The organism is Bradyrhizobium sp. LCT2 (assembly GCF_009931255.1).
Lineage (GTDB): Bacteria > Pseudomonadota > Alphaproteobacteria > Rhizobiales > Xanthobacteraceae > Bradyrhizobium > Bradyrhizobium diazoefficiens.
This window is the reverse complement of sequence record NZ_CP034432.1, coordinates 7,781,794-7,800,010: the sequence shown is the minus strand read 5'-3', so window position 1 is coordinate 7,800,010 and position 18,217 is coordinate 7,781,794. Positions and strand designations below refer to the sequence as shown.

Annotated in this window: 18 protein-coding genes; 16 read left to right on the top strand and 2 right to left on the bottom strand. The window is 63.7% G+C overall.

The window, feature by feature from the left end:
• The first annotated feature begins 23 nt into the window (after window positions 1–23).
• From EI171_RS36860 to EI171_RS36840, 6 genes are all read left to right on the top strand, one after another.
• Complete coding sequence (locus EI171_RS36860) at window positions 24–608, top strand: HutD family protein (RefSeq protein WP_161536199.1); 585 nt, start codon at window positions 24–26, stop codon at window positions 606–608.
• 109 nt (window positions 609–717) lie between these two features.
• Window positions 718–1,911, top strand: coding sequence for an adenylate/guanylate cyclase domain-containing protein (locus tag EI171_RS36855; RefSeq protein ID WP_038966534.1), 1,194 nt, complete (start codon window positions 718–720; stop codon window positions 1,909–1,911).
• Window positions 1,912–2,627: 716 nt separating this feature from the next.
• Entirely contained in the window at window positions 2,628–2,840 is a 213-nt protein-coding gene (locus EI171_RS36850) for a hypothetical protein (protein ID WP_161536198.1), read from the top strand.
• A gap of 78 nt (window positions 2,841–2,918) precedes the next feature.
• The gene (locus EI171_RS45955) at window positions 2,919–3,110 is read left to right on the top strand and encodes a hypothetical protein (protein WP_246740339.1); all 192 of its coding nucleotides are present in this window, start codon (window positions 2,919–2,921) and stop codon (window positions 3,108–3,110) included.
• Complete coding sequence (locus EI171_RS36845; protein ID WP_038966536.1) at window positions 3,107–3,319, top strand: hypothetical protein; 213 nt, start codon at window positions 3,107–3,109, stop codon at window positions 3,317–3,319. The genes EI171_RS45955 and EI171_RS36845 overlap by 4 nt, the downstream gene beginning before the upstream one ends.
• 179 nt (window positions 3,320–3,498) lie before the next feature.
• On the top strand, window positions 3,499–4,296 hold the full coding sequence (locus tag EI171_RS36840; RefSeq protein WP_161536197.1) for an adenylate/guanylate cyclase domain-containing protein: 798 nt from the start codon (window positions 3,499–3,501) through the stop codon (window positions 4,294–4,296).
• A 72-nt stretch (window positions 4,297–4,368) separates the two neighbouring features.
• Here the strand turns inward: EI171_RS36840 and EI171_RS36835 are convergent, their stop codons facing one another.
• Window positions 4,369–5,631, bottom strand: a complete 1,263-nt coding sequence (locus tag EI171_RS36835) for an ROK family protein (protein WP_028174242.1) — start codon at window positions 5,629–5,631, stop codon at window positions 4,369–4,371.
• A gap of 257 nt (window positions 5,632–5,888) precedes the next feature.
• Here EI171_RS36835 and EI171_RS36830 point away from each other — a divergent pair, with 257 nt between their 5' ends.
• The 4 genes from EI171_RS36830 to EI171_RS36815 all read left to right on the top strand — a co-directional run bounded on the left by EI171_RS36830 (window position 5,889) and on the right by EI171_RS36815 (window position 10,978).
• Window positions 5,889–6,851, top strand: a complete 963-nt coding sequence (locus EI171_RS36830) for a sugar-binding protein (RefSeq protein ID WP_161536196.1) — start codon at window positions 5,889–5,891, stop codon at window positions 6,849–6,851.
• A 61-nt stretch (window positions 6,852–6,912) separates the two neighbouring features.
• A complete protein-coding gene (locus tag EI171_RS36825) occupies window positions 6,913–8,439 on the top strand; it encodes a sugar ABC transporter ATP-binding protein (protein ID WP_161536195.1) in 1,527 nt (508 codons plus the stop codon).
• Window positions 8,436–9,494 carry an ABC transporter permease gene (locus EI171_RS36820; protein WP_161536194.1) on the top strand — a complete coding sequence of 353 codons (1,059 nt, stop codon included), beginning with the start codon at window positions 8,436–8,438 and terminating at the stop codon, window positions 9,492–9,494. Before EI171_RS36825 ends, EI171_RS36820 begins: the two co-directional genes overlap by 4 nt.
• Window positions 9,495–9,631: 137 nt before the next feature.
• Complete coding sequence (locus EI171_RS36815) at window positions 9,632–10,978, top strand: carbohydrate porin (protein ID WP_011085060.1); 1,347 nt, start codon at window positions 9,632–9,634, stop codon at window positions 10,976–10,978.
• Window positions 10,979–11,099: 121 nt separating this feature from the next.
• Here the strand turns inward: EI171_RS36815 and EI171_RS36810 are convergent, their stop codons facing one another.
• The gene (locus tag EI171_RS36810; protein ID WP_027549465.1) at window positions 11,100–11,753 is read right to left on the bottom strand and encodes a hydrolase; all 654 of its coding nucleotides are present in this window, start codon (window positions 11,751–11,753) and stop codon (window positions 11,100–11,102) included.
• Window positions 11,754–11,904: 151 nt separating this feature from the next.
• Here EI171_RS36810 and EI171_RS36805 point away from each other — a divergent pair, with 151 nt between their 5' ends.
• From EI171_RS36805 to EI171_RS36780, 6 genes are all read left to right on the top strand, one after another.
• A complete protein-coding gene (locus EI171_RS36805) occupies window positions 11,905–12,780 on the top strand; it encodes a LysR family transcriptional regulator (protein ID WP_161536193.1) in 876 nt (291 codons plus the stop codon).
• 162 nt (window positions 12,781–12,942) lie between these two features.
• Window positions 12,943–13,695, top strand: a complete 753-nt coding sequence (locus tag EI171_RS36800) for an IclR family transcriptional regulator (protein WP_011085063.1) — start codon at window positions 12,943–12,945, stop codon at window positions 13,693–13,695.
• 121 nt (window positions 13,696–13,816) lie between these two features.
• Window positions 13,817–14,728 carry an amidohydrolase gene (locus EI171_RS36795; RefSeq protein ID WP_371740313.1) on the top strand — a complete coding sequence of 304 codons (912 nt, stop codon included), beginning with the start codon at window positions 13,817–13,819 and terminating at the stop codon, window positions 14,726–14,728.
• A complete protein-coding gene (locus tag EI171_RS36790) occupies window positions 14,725–15,648 on the top strand; it encodes an SMP-30/gluconolactonase/LRE family protein (protein WP_161536191.1) in 924 nt (307 codons plus the stop codon). The genes EI171_RS36795 and EI171_RS36790 overlap by 4 nt, the downstream gene beginning before the upstream one ends.
• Before the next feature lie 275 nt (window positions 15,649–15,923).
• Window positions 15,924–17,288 (top strand): MFS transporter, encoded by a 1,365-nt coding sequence (locus EI171_RS36785; RefSeq protein ID WP_038966539.1) that lies wholly within the window; start codon window positions 15,924–15,926, stop codon window positions 17,286–17,288.
• Between the two features lie 2 nt (window positions 17,289–17,290).
• Entirely contained in the window at window positions 17,291–18,205 is a 915-nt protein-coding gene (locus EI171_RS36780) for an NAD(P)-dependent oxidoreductase (protein ID WP_161536190.1), read from the top strand.
• The last annotated feature ends 12 nt before the right edge of the window (window positions 18,206–18,217 follow it).

The window sequence follows — 18,217 nt, the reverse complement described above, 5'->3', positions numbered from 1 at the left end:
GCGATCCCGGACGACCCAGGAACATGAAAACCACGCTGCTGAAATCCGAAGACTACACCCGCTCGCCCTGGAAGAACGGCGGCGGCATCTTCACCGATATTGCGGATGCGCATCGCGCAGGCAGCCCGACGAAGGATTGGGACAGCCTGCTCTGGCGCTTTGCGTCCACGCCGATCGTGGCACCCGGTCCGTTCTCCTACATGCCCGGCATCGACCGCTTGCAGATGGTCGTGGGTGGGCGCGGGCTGGTGCTGAAAGCACCGGGGCGGGAATTCGACGAGCGCGAGCCGTTCACGACCGTGCGCTTCACCGGCGAGCTCGAGATCGTGACCGAGCTCGAGGCGGGTCCGGTCGAGGTCGTGAACCTGATGGCCCGGCGCGGTGCGGCGGAGATCGAGCTTCTGGCGCTCCGGGAGCCCGGCGATCGGCCATTGTCCGCCGGCACGCATCTGGTTTACGCGGTTTCCGGCAATTGCAGCATTCGTCTCAATAGCGAGGAGTTTGCGGTTCCCCACGGCAGCACGCTGAAGGTCGAGCTGACCGAGCCGTCTAGGCTGGCGCTCGTCTCGGGGCTGGGGGTGTTAGGTTCAATCCAGCTCGTCGGCTAGATCGCAACTGCGTTGCTGATGCGCACGATCCGTGCAACTGGCTAGGTTGACGCGGCCCCGCCAGCGCACGATATCTGCCTTGATGCAAGCCGCCGCGAAGGGGCAGGATATGAGCGCACCAGACAAGAATCCCCCCGCGACGCTGTCCGACGGCGTCGTAGACTGGCTGACCAACGGCACCCGCGACGAGCGCTTCATCGACAATATCTTTGCGCAGATGTGCATCCGCCTCCAGCAGGCCGGCATTCCGCTGAAGCGCTCGACGCTTCATGTCCTGATCCATCACCCGCAATGGCTGGGCGCCCGCTTCATGTGGTCCGACGGCATGCGCGAGGCCGAGATCGCGCGGGTCGATTATGACGTGCGCGAGCGGTCCGAATTCATCGGCAGCCCCGCCAACGAAATGTTCGACGGGGCGACCGAGGTGCGCGAGAACCTCGAACGCGATCCGGCGCTCGGCCGCAAGCACGCCCTCTATGACGAGATGCGGACGAAGGGCCTGACCGACTATGTGGCCTGGCCGCTCTACCACACCCTCGGCAAGCGTCATCTCATCACCTTCGCGACCGACCGGCCCGGCGGCTTCGAGGAGGCGCATATCGCTGCGCTGAAGAAGCTGTTGCCGGTGCTGGCGCTGGTCAGCGAGATCCGCATCAAGAACCGCCTGGCGCGGACCCTGCTGGAGACCTATGTCGGCGCGCACGCCGGCGAGCTGATTCTCGCCGGCGCTACCCGGCGCGGCACCGGCACCACGGTTCGCGCCGCGATCATGATCTGCGACCTCAGGGATTTCACGAAAATCTCCGACAACTGGCCGCGCGACGACGTCATCGACCTCCTCAACGACTATTTCGACGCGATGTCCGAGCCGATCGCGCGGCACGGCGGCGAGATCCTGAAATTCATCGGCGACGGCCTCCTCGCCATCTTCCCGCTCAGCCAGCCCAACGCCTGCGCAAACCTGCTGCATGCCGTGACCGAGGCTCGAGCGGCCATGGTCGCGCTGAACGAGCGGAATAACGGCAGCGGCCGCGCGCCGCTGAACTACGGCATCGGCGTCCATGTCGGCGACGTCATGTACGGCAATATCGGCTCGACCACCCGGCTCGACTTCACCGTGATCGGCCCGGCCGTCAACATGGCCTCGCGTCTCGAAGCGCTCACCAAGCAGGTGGGACGACCGGTGCTGCTGTCGCGCGACTTCGCCGAGCTGGTGGAGCGGAAGTCCGAGCTGGAGCGGGTAGGCGAGTACGAGGTGCGCGGCTTCAGCGATCCGATCGAGCTGTTCGCGTTTCACGGCTGAAAGCGCCGGGCGAAAGGCCTAGTAGAATCCGGCGAAGAACCGGATTGCGAGATATGCCCCTGCGACGACAGCCGCGGTGGCGCCGATTGCAAAGACGACCCTCAGGCTTTCGTCCATCGATCATTGTCTCCTTGAGACGACGCCGACTCCGCAAGGGGGGCTGAGAGCCGGAGCCGCCAAAGTGCCGGTGTCTTGTGGGACCCGGCCTGCGCCAACGTCCGAGCGATGCGCCGGTTCCTGTCAGCCTCATTACCGGATCAGGCGATTGCGCGAACGCACGGTTGCTGCGGTGCGCCCTCCCTGCGCGCGTCGCAAGTCGTGCGGATGGGCAATATCGGACGCATTGTCAAAAGAAATCTCCGCGCAGAACTCCTAGGTTGGCTTTACTGGCGGCCCTGCCAATGGTGCCGCACGAACGCATCGACGACAGTCAATGCTGCCGGCGCGATGCAACAGAAAAGGTGATCGACGCATCGGATGCGATCCCAAGAGGAGACGCCAATGCCAAGCTGTTCCGAAGATATTCGCAGTCGAACCGGGCGCTGTGCCGTGTGCGACGGCAGGTTTGGTCTGGTCCGCTACTACTCTTGGCGAAAGCCCCTTTGCTCGAAGAGGTGCCTCGCACGTTTCACGGTGCGCCGGCAGGGTGACTGCGACTGGGTGGGCCGATTTCCGTTGGCTTTCGACACGCTTTCAGAGAACCGCGCGAGGCCCCTATGACCATTCAGATGTCGCGACGAGGGAAGGAATATCTCGAGACGGCGCAGAGCCTGTTGCGCGCGGCCCGGACCATGACGGATGCCGTGGTCGCGGCTCGGCTCGAGATGCTCGCCACTGACTATCAGCGGCGCGCCGAGAAGGCATCAACGGTCGATGCGGCGAAATCATCGGCGCGTTCGACCGGCACTGGATACGAAGGGTACCCGTGAGGGCGGGTTGCGCCGCCGGTTTGGTCGCTTAACCAGGCCGGCTTGCCAGTTTCCTCTTTTGCCACCTGTGGAGCCGATATGGGCGAAGTTGTTCGACTGGTCACAAGGGCCGAGCGCGAACGAGCGCGTTTGATCCGGGAAGCGCGCGCCATCTGTGACGCCGTCTTTCCACCGACCGATCCCGACGGCATGCAGCCTGTCAGGCCGCGGGTCGACCACCCGGGCGGCGATGCAAGACCCGAGCAGGTCGAAGGAGTTCTCGTGACATGATCAAGATCATTGCCGTGCTCTGCAGCCTCTCGTCTCCGACAGACTGCCGTGAGCAGATCGTCACGACCTCGGACTTCGCGGACGTGACGATGCAGTCCTGTCTGATGGGCGCGCCGCAGCTTGCCGAATGGATGGCGCAGCATCCAGCCGAACGTCTCGCGGCGTGGCGCTGCACGATCGGCAGGCAGGAGGCTCGCAGAGGAGCGTAGGGTGCGAGTTGTCGAGGCTCGCTGATTGCGTCCGTCACATCAGGAGAATCGGAGCCGGCTCCAGGCGCCGGCCGCCGCGCGCCGGACGGCTTCACGCCGGATCGTATTGCAAACGCGAGGGTGTACCACTACGCTTTGAACTCGGTAGCCCAAACGTTCCTACGATTGGCCGCGCGTTCATGCCAAAATTTCTTCGCATCGGAGTCCATTGGTCGAACGTATCGGGGTACACGTCGAAGGCGTGGTGCGTCAGGCGCGTTGGCCCGGTGATTTTCCTGAAATGGGGGGCCGTGGAGGTCCATGGCACCGGTGCCGGGCGAAAGGTCTGCTGGACGCGTCTGCCGCAGGAGAAGACAATTCGTTGCGGCACCGTGCAGCGCGCCCAGGACTATGCCAAAGCCGCGATCGCGCGGCGGCGGAACCACCGCTACGAGCCGTTGACCGGGCCCATTGCGAACCGGCGCCGGTCGGCCGGCGATAGCGCCGAGCCCAAGCAGGCGCTCGCCACCATCCTGATCGTCGATATCGTCGGCTCCACCGCAAAGGCCGCGAAGCTCGGCGATGCGCGCTGGACCAAGATCATGGGCCACTATTACGCGGCCGTCCGCAAGGAGCTGAAGACCTCGCGCGGCAAGGAAGTCGTGACGACGGGCGACGGGGTGCTCGCGACGTTCAAGGCGCCGGCGGCCGGCGTCAGTTGCGCGACCGCGATCCGCGAAGCCGTGCGTACTCTGGGCCTGGATGTCAGGGTGGGGCTGCATGCCGGCGAGTACACGGTGAGCGGCGGCGAAATGGTCGGTCTCGCCTTCCACATCGGCACCCGCGTCGCCGCCAAAGCGCGCGCCGGCGAGGTTCTGGTGTCGAGCGCGGTCAAGGACCTGATGAAGACGCAGTCAACGTTCAGCTTCAGGGATCACGGTGTGCATCAGCTCAAGGGCGTGCCGGAGCGGTGGCGGCTCTATCGGGTGGAGGGGTAAGTACCTCCGGCTCGCAAACCCTGACCTCGCCTTGGACATCAAGCGACAGGTCGAGGCCGCGACTTCCGTTGCTCACTCGGTCGCCTCCATGTGGTTTCGGTCAACCACCCGCAGCGTCCGTCGCACCATGCCGTCGACAATTGCCGTCGACTCGCTTGGACGCAGATAGATCGCCGTGGACTTGAGCAGCCATGGCAACACCGCCTGCTCAAGCCGCTCCTCATAGGCGAGGCGCATCATGTCGAATGCCTGCAGGCCGGGCCCTGCCAGAATGACATGGTGTGGGCGCAGCACGGATATCGTTGCCGCCACCGCCTCGGCAAGCGCGCGACCCGCCTGCTGGAAGAGGTTCTCGAGGCGCGGATCGCCGCCCAGCGCCCGCTCGCGCAGCAGAGCCATCTGCGCCTCGGACGGCTGCTGCGAGTCCGCCGGCGGCAAGTCGAGAAAGGTGCGGGCGTCGCGGTAGAGCGCATAGTCGGCAAGATAGGCCTCGATACAGCCGCGCTGGCCGCAGCGGCATTGCGGACCATCCGGCGCCAGCTTGACATGGCCGATCTCGCTGCCGGCGCCCCAGTGCGCTTCACCATCGGCGACAACGCCCATGCCGATGCCGTGACCGACCATGATCGTGGCCGAGAGGCCCTCCGCCAGCGCCGGTTCAGCGGCCGTGAGGGCGAGCGCAACTGCGACGGCGTCGTTCGCCATCACGACCTCGACCCCGAACGCCTGACGTATCGGCGTCGCCAGATCGACGTCGGTGATCGACAGCGCCGGGCTCCACAGCGTCCGGCCGGTATCGGCGTTCACGATACCCTGCAGCGCAAGCCCGATTCCCAACAGCTGATGGCGCGGCGTCGCCGTCGCATCAAGCATCGCATTGATCTGCGCGATGACCAGATCGCGCAGTGCGCCTGCATCGAGAGCGCGCGTCGGGAGAGCTAGTCGCGACTGCGCCAGGCCAGAGCCTCCGAAATCGGCGATCAGCGTCTCAATCAGGTTCATGCGTACGGAGACCGCGATGATGCGCCCGAACTCCGGGTTCAAGGTCAGCAGCACGACCGGCCGGCCACGGCGGCGGCCATTCAGCCCGTCCGCATCCTCGTCGTCGGTATCGTCGGACCATGACGTTGCCGCTGTCTCGGTCTCGCACAACAACTCTTCCGCCATCAGTCTCGACGTCAGACCGGAAACGGCGGGGAAGCTCAGTCCCGTGCTCCGGGCGAGCGCCACGCGGGGCAATGGCCCCTGGCGTCGCAAGAGTTCGACGAGGCGGCCGCGGTTCGACCCGCGGGCCAGGCTGGAAACGCGTCGCGGTGGCTCAATCTGGTCAACCATGCTGTCCATTTAATTCTGTTAGTGAATTTAATAGGTGCGTGTTTCGGTAGTGTTGTTGAAAAAGCACAGCCGAAGGGAGTCGTTATGCGTCATATTTACTATTATAATACCCCATGTACTATCTAAACTCGAAGAGTGAGCAAGTGCATCCTGATTTTTCTGTTTTGCTCTGCGGCATTTCTTCGCTGTGTGAATAAAATCAGGCGCAAAAAGCGCCGTGAAGTCGCCTGATGCGGGGCGACCAAAGGGAGGTGCACATGAACGGATCAAGGACGAAATTGATAGTGCCGCTGCTCGCGGCCGCCGCGCTCGCGATGACCGCGGGGATGGCGCAGGCGCAGCAGAAAAAGACCGTCGCGCTGGTTACCAATGTCGCGGCCGATTTCTGGACCATCGCCGGGCGCGGGCTCGAAAAGGCGCAGAAGGAGCACCCGGACTACAATATCGAATTGATCGTCACCAACGAAGGCACGGCGGCGGGCCAGCGGCGCGAGCTGGACGACCTCCTGGTGCGCGGCGTCGCCGGCATCTCCATCTCGGTGGACGACGCGCCGCACGCAACCGAACAGCTCAACAAGGTTGCGGCCAAGACCGTCTTGATCACGACGGACAGCGACGCGCCGCAGAGCAATCGCCTCGCCTATATCGGCACCGACAACGTCGCGGCCGGGCGGCAGGCCGGCGAGGAGATCAAGAAGGCGTTGCCGAACGGCGGCAAGATCGCGCTGTTCGTCGGCACGATGGACGCGGACAACGCCCGCGAGCGGGTGCAAGGCATCAAGGAAGCGATCGCCGGCACCAAGGTCGAGCTGGTCGACGTGTTCACCGACCAGGTGGACTTCGCCAAGGCCAAGGCGAACATGGAGAACGTGCTCGTCAAATATCCCGACATCGCACTGCTGTCCGGCCTTTGGAGCTACGAGACACCGCTGATCTATGACGCGGTCAAGGCGGCGGGCAAGGCCGGCAAGGTGAAGATCGTCGGCTTCGACGAGGACCAGCGCACGCTGCGGGGCGTTTCGGACGGCACGATCGAGTCGACGGTGGTGCAGCAGCCGTACGAGTTCGGCTATCTCTCCGCCACCAACATCATCAAGACGCTGAACGGGGACAAGTCCTGGATCCCGGCGGGCGGAAAGCTGATCGTCCCGACCAAGGTGATCAGCAAGTCCAACGTCGCGGAGTTCACCGCAGATCTGAAGGCCCTGCTGAAGAAGTAAGTAGCACCGCCTTTCGACGCCCGGCTGGCACTGCCGCCGGGCGTCGTGCGGGAGGAGATGAATGGCGGAAATCCTGTTCGAACTCGCCGGGATCAGCAAGTCCTATCCCGGGGTCATGGCCCTCGACGATGTCAGCCTGCGCGTGTACCGCGGCGAGGTGCTGGGCCTGATCGGCGAGAACGGCGCCGGCAAATCGACGCTGATGCGCGTGCTGGGTGGTGTGGTCGCGCCAACCCAGGGCGTGATCCGCATCGGCGGCATCGACCGCGCCCGCATGACGGTGAGCGAGGCGACGCAGGCCGGCATCGCCTTTGTGCATCAGGAATTGAACCTGTTCGAGAATCTCGACGTCGCCGCGAACGTCTTCATCGGACGCGAGAAGCTTGTCGGCGGCCCTTTGAAGCTGGTGGACAATGCCGAGATGCGCGCCCGCGTGACGCCGCTGCTGGAGCGGCTGGGTGCCGATTTCGCTCCCGACACACTGGTCGACAATTTGTCGATCGCCGAGCGCCAGATGGTGGAGATCGCCAAGGCGCTTTCGATCGATGCCCGCGTGATCATCATGGACGAGCCGACCTCCAGCCTGACGATTTCGGAGACCGAGCGGTTGCTCGAGGTGATTGCCGATCTGAAGGCGCACGGCATCGCGGTCATCTATATCTCGCATCGGCTCGGCGAGATCATGACCTGCGCCGACCGCGTCGTGGTGCTGCGCGACGGGCGCACGGTGGGGGAGCTGGCGCGAGACGAGTTGAGCCATGCCGCAATGATCCGGCTGATGATCGGCCGCGACCTGAAAGCGCTGCATACGCCGCCGAAACGGCCGCCGCAGCCGGGTGGCTGCGACATCCTCGGCCTCGTGACGTCGGCCTTTCCCGACCGGCAGATCGATCTCTCCGTGCGGCATGGCGAGATCCTCGGACTGGCGGGGCTGGTGGGTGCCGGTCGCACCTCGCTTGCCCGCGCGGCCTTCGGCATCGATCCTCTGCTGGGTGGCGAGATCAGGATCGACAACGCGCCGGTCGATGTCGCATCGCCGCGGGACGCGATCAGGCAAGGCATCTATCTGATGCCGGAGGACCGCAAGAAATCCGGGCTCGTGCTGGAGCTGCCGATCCGGGAGAACGTGACGCTGGCAAGCCTGCTGAATTATGCCCGGATGTGGCTGGTCAGCGGCGCGGCCGAGCGCAAGGTGGCGAAGGAGCAGGTCAGACGCCTCTCCATCAAGGCGCCGAGCATCGATATCGAGGCCATCACGCTCTCCGGCGGCAACCAGCAGAAAGTCGTGCTTGGCAAGTGGCTCTCCATGCAGCCGCGCGTGATGTTCTTCGACGAGCCGACCCGCGGCGTCGATGTCGGTGCCAAGAGCGAGATCTACGCGCTGATGCGCGAGCTCGCCGACCACGGCGTCGCGATCGTGATGATCTCCTCGGACATGGAGGAGGTCATCGGCGTTTCCGACCGGATCGCGGTGATGCATGAGGGGAGTGTCAGCGGCGTGCTGGAGCGCCCGCAGTTCAGCGAATACAACGTGTTGCAGCTCGCAATGGGCCAGGCGCCGGAAACCGTGGAAGCGGCGGCGCCATGATCAAGAAGGAACTCGGCCTGGGCCTGCTGCTCGTGGTGATTTCCGCCATCACGGGCCTGATCAATCCGGCCTTCCTGTCGCTGGTGAACCTGCTGAACATGGCCAATCTGATTGGCCTGTTCGGTGTGTTTGCGTTGGGCGAGGGGCTCGTGATCATCACCGGCGGCATCGACCTTTCGCTCGGCTCGATGTTCGCGCTGCTCGGCGTCATCTTCATCGATCTTCTGACGACTCATCAGGTTCATTGGCCGCTGGCGCTGCTGGCCGTGTTGCTGGGCGGGCTCGTGCTGGGCGCCATTCAGGGTCTTCTCGTCACCCGGCTGAAGATGCAGCCCTTCATCGTGACGCTGTGCGGGTTGCTGATCTATCGCGGCGCCGCGCGCTACTATACGAGCGACTCGACGCGCGGCTTCGGCTACGGCGACGAGGCCGGGACACTGAGCAACATTGCCTCCGGCAACTTGGCGGGCATCCCGAACACCTTCATCCTTTTGATCGTCCTTGCGCTCGTCCTCGGCGTGCTGCTGCATCGCTCGGTCTACGGGCGCTGGCTTTATGCCGTCGGCAAGAACGAGGAAGCGGCGCGCTTCTCGGGCATCAACACGAATCTCGTGATCGCAACCGCCTATATCATCAGCGGTGGACTGGCCGGCGTTTCAACAGTCCTGTTCGTGTTCTACACGAACTCGGTGTCTCCGAGCTCCTTCGGCAATTTCTATGAGCTCTACGCGATCGCAGCTGCCGTCCTGGGCGGGTGCAGCCTGCGCGGCGGCGAGGGCTCCATTCTCGGTATCGTGCTGGGGACTGCGCTGCTGCAGGTGCTGCAGAACCTCGTGAATATCCTGGGCATCCCCAATTCCTTGAACTTTGCGGTGATGGGGACGGTGATTCTGATCGGCGTGCTGGCGGATCAGCAATTGCAGGCGCGCCGGCGGCGCAGGCAGGCCCTCGCGGGCCTTGCTCGCACGGCGCCGAGATCGACACCGGTGCAAGGACAAGGCGCGTCACCGCGCGCCGCGGATGCCCTGCCGGTGAGAACGAGTGATCAAGCATGACGGATCCACGCTCCAGTTGACACAAGGCCGCTTCGTCGGCGGCCGCTGGGGGAGGGAGCGCGTTCCAGGCTCGAGGGCTTTGGGCCGGAACGTGAGGCAAGACAAGCAAAGCCTGAGACGGCGGGAGGACGAGTAAGATGTTGCGCAGGTTTGTAAACACCGCACGAGTGTGCAGTGTGGGGATTGCTTTCTCATCGCTGCTAGGCGGCGCGGTGCATGCGGCCGATTTTTCGACGAAAGCTGCTCCTGTTCCTTATGCTGCCGACGATTTCTGGACGAGACCGTATCTATTCGGCGATCTCGGCAGGACGAAGCTGAAGGAGCAGGGCATCGAGCTGGGCCTGACGCTGGGTAACGAATCTGTCGGCAACGTCACGGGTGGAAGCAGGAACACCGCAGCCAACGCTGGTCAGCTGTGGTTCGGCGCGAAGCTCGATATGGGGAAGCTTGCGGGCATCCCGGGCGGCACGGTCGGTCTGACGCTGGTCGACCGCTTCGGCAAGAATCTGAACACCGAAGCGGACATTCCCGCCTTGCAGCTGACCAACGAGGTGTTTGGCCGCGGCAATATTCTGCGCCTGACACAACTCTACTACTCGCAGAAGCTTTTCGATGACCGCCTCGAACTCAAGGGCGGCCGTCTTCCGGTCGGCTCCGACTTCTTCTTCGGCCTGTGCGAGTTCATCAACCTGACCTTCTGCGGCGGCCAGCCCGGCAACATCCAGGGTGGCTACATCTACAACTGGCCGGTGAGCCAATGGGCCGGTGTCGTCCATTACAAGCTGGCGCCGGAATTCACGATTTCGGTCGGCGTCTACGATGCCAATCCGAATTATCTGACGACGTCAGACCCTGCCATCTACTTCCTGCCGGGCATCCCCGCCTCAAGCCGCGCCAGCGGCGTGATGGTGCCGGTGGAGTTGGTCTGGGCGCCGTCGGGGCCGCTGAACGGGACCTGGAGATTGGGCGGCTGGTATGACAGCGCATCGACCATTGATGGTGGCCTTCCCGGGGTCATCTCCACCATCCCCGGCATTGGAGGCGTCCCGGATCAAAATCTCGGGGATCAACGCGGCCGCTACGGCGTCTACGAGTCCATCCTTCAGCGCTTGACCGTCGACGGTCCGGGCGCGCAGGGCTGGTACACTTTCCTCAACACGACCGTTGCCGATCACCGGACGTCGTATCAGGACTACCAGATCGCCCTGGGCTTCCGGCATACCGGAACGTTTAGCTGGCGTCCCCAGGACGAAGTCGGCTTCGCGGTGGGCACGACCCACGTGAACTCGGCTGCCCTCAGCCCCAACGCCGGCGGCAACGAAGTTCCGATCGAAGTCTGGTACGGATGGCAGGCGACCGGCTGGCTGAACCTCAAGTTCGACGCGCAGTATGTGATCAATCCCGGCGGGCGCGGCTATAACGCCGTGGGCGTGAAGACCGACAATGCCGTGGTTCTTGGTATGCGCACCGAGGTCCACTTCTGATTCACGGCAGCCTGCCCGGATCAGGACGTTGAGCGAGCCGGCAGTGAGAGGTGCATGCCCCAATCGGGGCATGCACGAAAGTCACCGTTCCAGATCGAGGATCCTCATCACCCGGTTCAGCTCAGCCCGCGCTTTTCGGTACCGGTGTGTTGAGCAACTGCTGCTCCCACAGGAACGCGATGCCGCTCCCGCCGGCATGCTGCAGGATCACCTCCGTCAGCTTGACGGCTTGATCGGCCCTGGCCCAGTCGCGCTGCCATTCGGCCGCCACTGCCAGCCAAGTCATCATGTTGGCGCCAGCCGTAATCATGCGCTGGATGGCGACCTCGTGGGCCTCGACCGAAACGGCGCCGGACGCATCTGTGACCACAGTGACGTCCCAGCCTTCGCCGAGGGCCTGGATCGTCGGCATCGCGACGCATATCTCGGTCCACAGACCGGCGATGATCAGCTGCTTGCGGCCCGTGGCCTTGACCGCGTCCACCACCTTCTTATCCTGCCAGGTGTTGATGAACGTCCGGTCGATCACCTCCTGTCCGGGGAACACTTCGGTGATCTGGGGGAAGAGCAGGCCACCCCGCTCGGCAATCACGCTCGTCAGGATCGTGGGGACACCGAAGGCCTTTGCCGCCTTCGCGAGAGCTGCCGTGTTGTTGATCACCATCTGCGGTTCGTGGCTGTTCACGTTCGCAAGCTGGTAGGGCTGGTGGTCGATCAGGACGAGCACTGAGTCTTCGGGACGAAGAAGCGAAGCAAGGCCGTTACGAAGTTTCATCATGACATCCTTTGTTGCCGTTCAATGCGGCATCGGTTTTAGGGAGATGCTCGCCAAAGGCGGGCCACCTGCAGGGCTTATTGCCGTTCCCGCGTTCGATGCGGTAGTACCGTTTTGAGGCAAGCTGTGTCGCGAAATGAGGAACGCCAAAGTGGACATCGAGGAGCTGCGGACATTCGTAGAAGTTGCTGATGCTGGCGGAGTTTCGCCTGCTGCGCTCCGGCTCGGCGTCTCCAAGTCAATCGTCAGCCGACGGCTCTTGCGGCTTGAATCGGAACTTGGTGTCCAGCTTCTTGCACGAACCACCCGCGGCGCCGCTCTAACGGAAGCTGGGGCGACGTTCCGAGACTATGCTGCCAGAGTCTGCACCGAGATCGACGTAGCCAAAGAGACGATCCTGCCTGCCGGCGAGCTTCGTGGACGCTTGCGAGTTGCTGTGCCGCTGTCCTTCGGCTCGAACTACTTCGCCCCCATGATGGCGGAAATGGCGCGACGACACCCTCAGCTCCAAATCCACACCTGCTACAGTGACCAATTCGTCGATCTCATCGCAGGAGGTTATGACTGCGCGATTCGGATTGGCTATCTTCAAGACTCCAATTTGATCGCCAAGCGCGTCGGACCGATCTACGGCAAGTTCGTTGCGAGTCCTGGCTACGTCAAAGAGCACGGGTCGCCTGAGACACCCGAGGAACTCGTCGCCCATCAAGCGCTCATGCAGGGCACCGAAACTTGGCAGCTCATGGACGGCGACAAGATCATCACGGTTCGTCCACAGGGTCGCTTCAAGGCCGACAACGGCACTGCTCTGGCGGCCGCCGCAACAGCAGGGCTCGGGATTGCCTACCTCCCCGATTTCCTTACCAATGAATTGCTGGCATCGGGTGCGCTTGTTTCCGTCATGACCCGTCATCCACCACCTCCGGCGGGTGCCTATGTCATCCGCCCGCCGGGCCAGCATCCCGCGCGGAAGATCCGGGTCCTCACGGAATTGCTGATCGAGCATTGCAATCCGGTCTCGGGATAACGATCAGCTTCGCCTTCACGGCAAAACGACCCGCGGACCTTACGCAGAGCTGCCCAGCTCGGAACGCGATCTCTCGATATCCCGCCAAAGCCCTGCAGGCCATCGTAGCCCTTCTACCCGCGGCGAGAATGCCGTAGGAAATGGCAGCGACGAGGATTGGACATGGCAAAGCAGACCGAGAAGAAGCCGCCTGCACTCAAAGGCGTATCGGCAGCCGAACGGGCGTTAGCGGTATTGACGGCATTTCGCCGGGGCGACGGCGCCTTGAGCCTGGCTGAGTTGGCCGAGCGGACCGGTCTGGTGAAGAGTACGATCCTGCGGCTAGCTCTATCGCTGCAACGTTACCGGCTGCTCGCGCGCCTGCCGGACGGCTCTTATCGGCTCGATGCGGAGACCTTGCGTCTGGGGACAGCCTATCAGCAGGCGTTTCGTCTGTCCGATCATGTCATGCCTGTGCTTGAGCAGCTCGCGGCGAAAACCGGCGAGACGACGTCCTTCTATGTTCGAAACGGCGAGGAGAGGCTGTGTCTTTTCAGGGTGGAGACCACCAATCGGATCCGGATGACCGTGCAGCCGGGCGACACCCGTCCCATGGACAAGTCCGCCATTGCCCAAACGCTCCGCCGCTACGAGTCCGGGCCACCTGGGGCGGATGACGAATTGCCGCTGTTCACCTCCGGCATCACGGATCCTCATGCGGCCGCTCTCGCCATGCCCGTATTCGGCATCGGGGACTCCCTGGTCGGGGCGCTGGCTATCTCCGGGCCGGTCAGTCGGCTGACGGCGGCGCGCGCAGAGCAAATCAAGGGGGCGCTGGTCGAGGCTGCAAACAGGCTCACTTTGGCATGCGGGGGAACCCCGCCATCTGGAGCCGGAAAGAGCACCCGCAAACGGGCGGCCAGCGTGTCTGCGTAAAACGCAACGTCGTTTCATTTTTTATTGCCTGGTCCGTCGACGCGACTTATAAGGCTCTCCATAACAAAGTATGGGGAGGACGAACGTCGTGGCTTCAGCTTCGCTCACGCGGAGGACGGTCTTGGCCGGACTCACTGCATCCGCGCTTCCCCAATTTGCGGCAGCGCAGGAGGTGCGCTGGTCGAGCGGCTCGGAGAAGCCGCGCTTCGTTCCGCCGCCGGGCGCGACCGATTGCCATTTCCACACCTATGACAAGAGCTATCCGGTCATGAAGGGCGCGACGCTGCTGCCCGATGACGCGTTGCCCGAAGACTATCGCGCGCTGCAGCGCCGGATCGGCACAACGCGGGGCGTCATCATCCAGCCCTCGACCTACGGTACGGACAACCGGCTGCAGATTGCGTCACGACAGGCGCTCGGGCCGGATAACTTTCGCGTGGTCGCCGTTGTGTCCGAGGACGTATCGGATACCGATCTGCAACGGCTCGACGAACAGGGCGTCCGCGGTGTCCGCTTCAATCTCGGTTTTCCGGGAGCGTTGACGGTGGACTCTCTCAAGTCGCTCGCCCCGAGACTGGCCAATCTCGGTTGGCACTGCCAGATCAACATGCGTCCCAAGCAGATTGAGGACAATGCGGACCTTCTGGCGTCTTTGCCCGGGGGCCTCGTCCTTGACCACTTGGCCCAGATACCGCAGCCGGCTGGCCTGGAGAGCGCGCCTTACAAGATCATCCGCGGCTTGCTCGACCGCGGCAAGACCTGGGTGAAGCTGTCAGGTCCCTATGTGTCGAGCAAGCAGGGTGCGCCGGACTACGCTGACGCAGGAGCCGTCGCGGCGGCCTATGTCAAGGCGGCGCACGAGCGAATGGTCTGGGGCAGCGACTGGCCGCACCCTTCCGAGAAGGAACGCAAGCCTGACGATGCGCATCTGCTCGATCTTTTCGCCGTATGGGCGGGAGGCGAGGCCGTGTTCAAGCGCATCCTCGTCGACAACCCTGCCGAACTCTACGGTTTTCCCAAGGTCGCGCCATGACGTTCTTCGCCCCACCGCGCCGGATCGAAACCAGCATCTTCACACGGCTTCCGGACCAGTTCCGCAAGCCACGCCGCACCGCCTGGGCGGACGCCAATCAGGGCGGACGTGAGATCGACTCCTTCCTTGAAGGGCCATCCTTCGATCGGCAGGGCCGCCTGTATGTCACCGATATTCCGTATGGACGCATCTTCCGTGTCAGTGCGGAAGGCGAGTGGGAGCTCGTGACCGAGTATGACGGGTGGCCGAACGGGCTGAAGATTCACCGCGACGGCCGCATGTTCATCACCGACTACAAGCGCGGGATCATGCTGTTGGACCCGGCCAGCGGCAGCGTAACGCCATTTCTGGAGACGGCGGCAAGCGAGAGCTTCAAGGGCGTGAACGATCTCATCTTCGCGCCGTCGGGTAATCTTTACTTCACCGATCAGGGCCAGACCGGGATGCACGATCCCACGGGCCGGGTCTGGAAGCTCGCGCCCGATGGCCGGCTCACCTGCCTGATCAACACGATCCCGAGTCCGAACGGCATCGTCGTCGACCACGAGGAGAGCTTCCTGCTGGTGGCCGTGACACGGGCCAACCAGGTCTGGCGCGTGCCACTGCCGGCCAGCGGCCTGACGACGAAGGTCGGCATATTCTCGCACCTGCACGGCGGTCCCGGCGGCCCCGACGGCTTGGCGCTGGACAGCGGCGGCAACCTGCTGGTCTGCCACACCGGCTTCGGCTCCGTGTGGCGGCTGTCACCCCTCGCCGAGCCGCTTGACCGCATCGTTTCCTGCGCGGGCGTGGGCACGACCAATCTTGCGTTCGGTGGACCGGAACGAAAGAGCCTTTTCATTACCGAGAGCCGCACGGGAACACTGCTCCGCGCCGAACTCGAAACGCCGGGCATGCCGCTGTTCTCGCACGCCGACTAGGTCAGCGCCCCGCTCGCGATCAGTTCGGTATGCATCGGAGCAGGTGGCCGCATATCGGAAACGCGCGGCAGCCTGTCTCTCTCCAGGCCTCCCGGACACCGTAACCGGTGGCCAGCACTTCACTTTTCCAGGGGAGCGCCTCCGATCGGGCGACGCAGGCGCTTCGCTGTAACTTCTATAAAATGAAACATCGTTTCATTATAAATTGCAACGTCGTTCTATTTTTGCTATGGCGCGTCATGGCCGGGAAACATCGGCCGGTCTCGGAGGGAACAATGGCAAGTGTCTCTGCCGCGTCGGTCGGCGCCGGCTTCACACCCGAGCAGGAGAAAATCCTCTCGAAGTTGCTGTGGCGGATCGTGCCGTTCCTGCTGCTCTGCTACATCGTCGCTTATCTCGATCGGGTGAACGTCGGCATCGCCAGCCTGACGATGAACCGCGATCTCGGCATCTCGCCTTATGAATTCGGCTGGAGCGCGGGGCTGTTCTTCTTCGGCTATTTCCTCGCAGAAGTGCCGAGCAACCTTGCCTTGCAGGCGATCGGTGCTCGCAAGTGGATCGCCCGCATCCTGATCACCTGGGGCCTGATCTCGGCCGCAACGGCATTCGTGGTCGGTCCCGTCAGCTTCGGCGTCATGCGCTTCCTGCTCGGCCTCGGCGAAGCCGGCTTCACGCCGGGCGTATTCCTCTATTTCACATACTGGTTTCCGGCGCGCGTCCGGGGTACGGCGACCGCGGCGTTCCTGCTCGGCATTCCGATCGCGAACATCGTGGGCGCCCCGATCTCGAGTTCGCTGCTGACGCTCGACGGCTTGGCCGGCTTGCATGGTTGGCAGTGGCTTCTAATCCTGGAAGGCCTGCCGGCCACGCTCCTTGGCTTCGTGTGCTTCTTCACGCTCACCGACAAGCCCGAGCAGGCCAAGTGGCTGAGCCCCGAGGAGCGGAGCTGGCTCGCGGAGGTGCTGGCGGCGGAGCGTCAGGCCATCGCCGCCAAGCACTCATCGCGGCTCAAGGACGCCTTCGTCAATTGGCGGGTCCTTGTCTGCGCCGCCGTCAACTTCTGCGCCATCATCGGCTCCGTCGGGCTTGGCCTGTGGATGCCGCAAATCATCAAGGGGCTCGGCTTCAGTGTCGTTGCCGTCGGCTTTATCGCGGCAATTCCCTACATCTGCGGCGCCGTCACGATGATGCTGTGGGCTCGCCTGTCGGACAGGGGCGGGGAACGAAGCTGGTTCGTGGCATCCGCGCTGCTGGTGGGCGCAGCGTCACTGATTGTCTGCGGCTATGCAACATCGTCCGCGCTGATCTCGATCGTCGCGCTCTGCGGCGCCGTGATCGGGATCATGTGTTACCAGTCCACTTTCTGGCCGATCCCGTCGAGCTTCCTCACCGGCAGCGCTGCCGCCGGCGGCCTCGCGATGATCGTCTCGATCGGCAATCTCGGCGGCTTCGTTGGTCCCTATCTCATCGGCATGATCCGGCAGTCGACCGACAGCTTCTCATGGGCCCTGATCTCGGTGGCCGCATTTCTCACCTTGGCCGCCATCCTGATCCGCGTGGTTGGTGCCAGTCTCCAGCGACCGGGCGGGGCGACTGACCGCCACACCAGCCCGATCGCAAGCCTCTCGAAAGGAATCTGAAGATGAGCGAAAAACAGCAGTTCCGCCTCGGTCTGGTCGGCTATGGCGAGATCGGCAGCACGCTGGGAAAAGGGCTGCGCGAGGCGGGACTGAAGCAGATCTTCTGCTACGACAAATACGCCTTCGACGGTCCATACGCCGACTTGATCCAGAGCCGCGCCAAGGCGGCAGGCGTCACGCTGGTCAAGTCCAACAAGGAATTGGCCGATACCGCGGAGCTGATCTTCAGCGTCACGCCGGGCTCGGCGTCGCTCGAGAGCGCGGATGCGTTTGCACCCGTGCTCGATGGCCGCCACACCTTCCTCGACTTCGCCTCCGCCACTCCGAAGGTGAAGTACGGCGTGGCCGAGCGGCTTGCCAGGACGGGCGCCACGCTCGGTGACGGCTCCATCATGGGGACGCCCAAGCACGGCTATTCGATGCACATGATGTCGAGTGGTCCCGCCGGGCAGCGCGTCGTCGATCTGCTCGTGCCCTGGGGCATGAGCATCGCATTCGCGGGCGAGAAGCTCGGCACGGCTTCGGGCATCAAGATCCTTCGCTCCGTCCTGATCAAGGGCATCGAGGCGCTGATCGACGAGACGCTGTTGGCGGCCCGGTCCTACGGTCTGGACGAAACCGTACTGGCCTCGGCGTCGAAGACGCTCACGCGTCCGTTCATGGACACCGTCGAGAGCCTGACGCCCTCCGGCGTCATCCATGCCAAGCGGCGCACCGAAGAGGTCGAGATGGCCGCCGAGGCGGTCGCGGATGCCGGAATCGAGCCGCTGATGGCGCGCGCCACGGCGGCGCGGCTCCGCTGGAAGGACAGCCTGGGTCTGAAGGAGCATTTCAAGGGCGTCGTTCCCGAAAACTACAAGATCGCCATCGATGCGATCGTGGCCAAGACGCAGGCCGGGGCGAAGGCGGCCGAATAAGGCCAAGCCCCG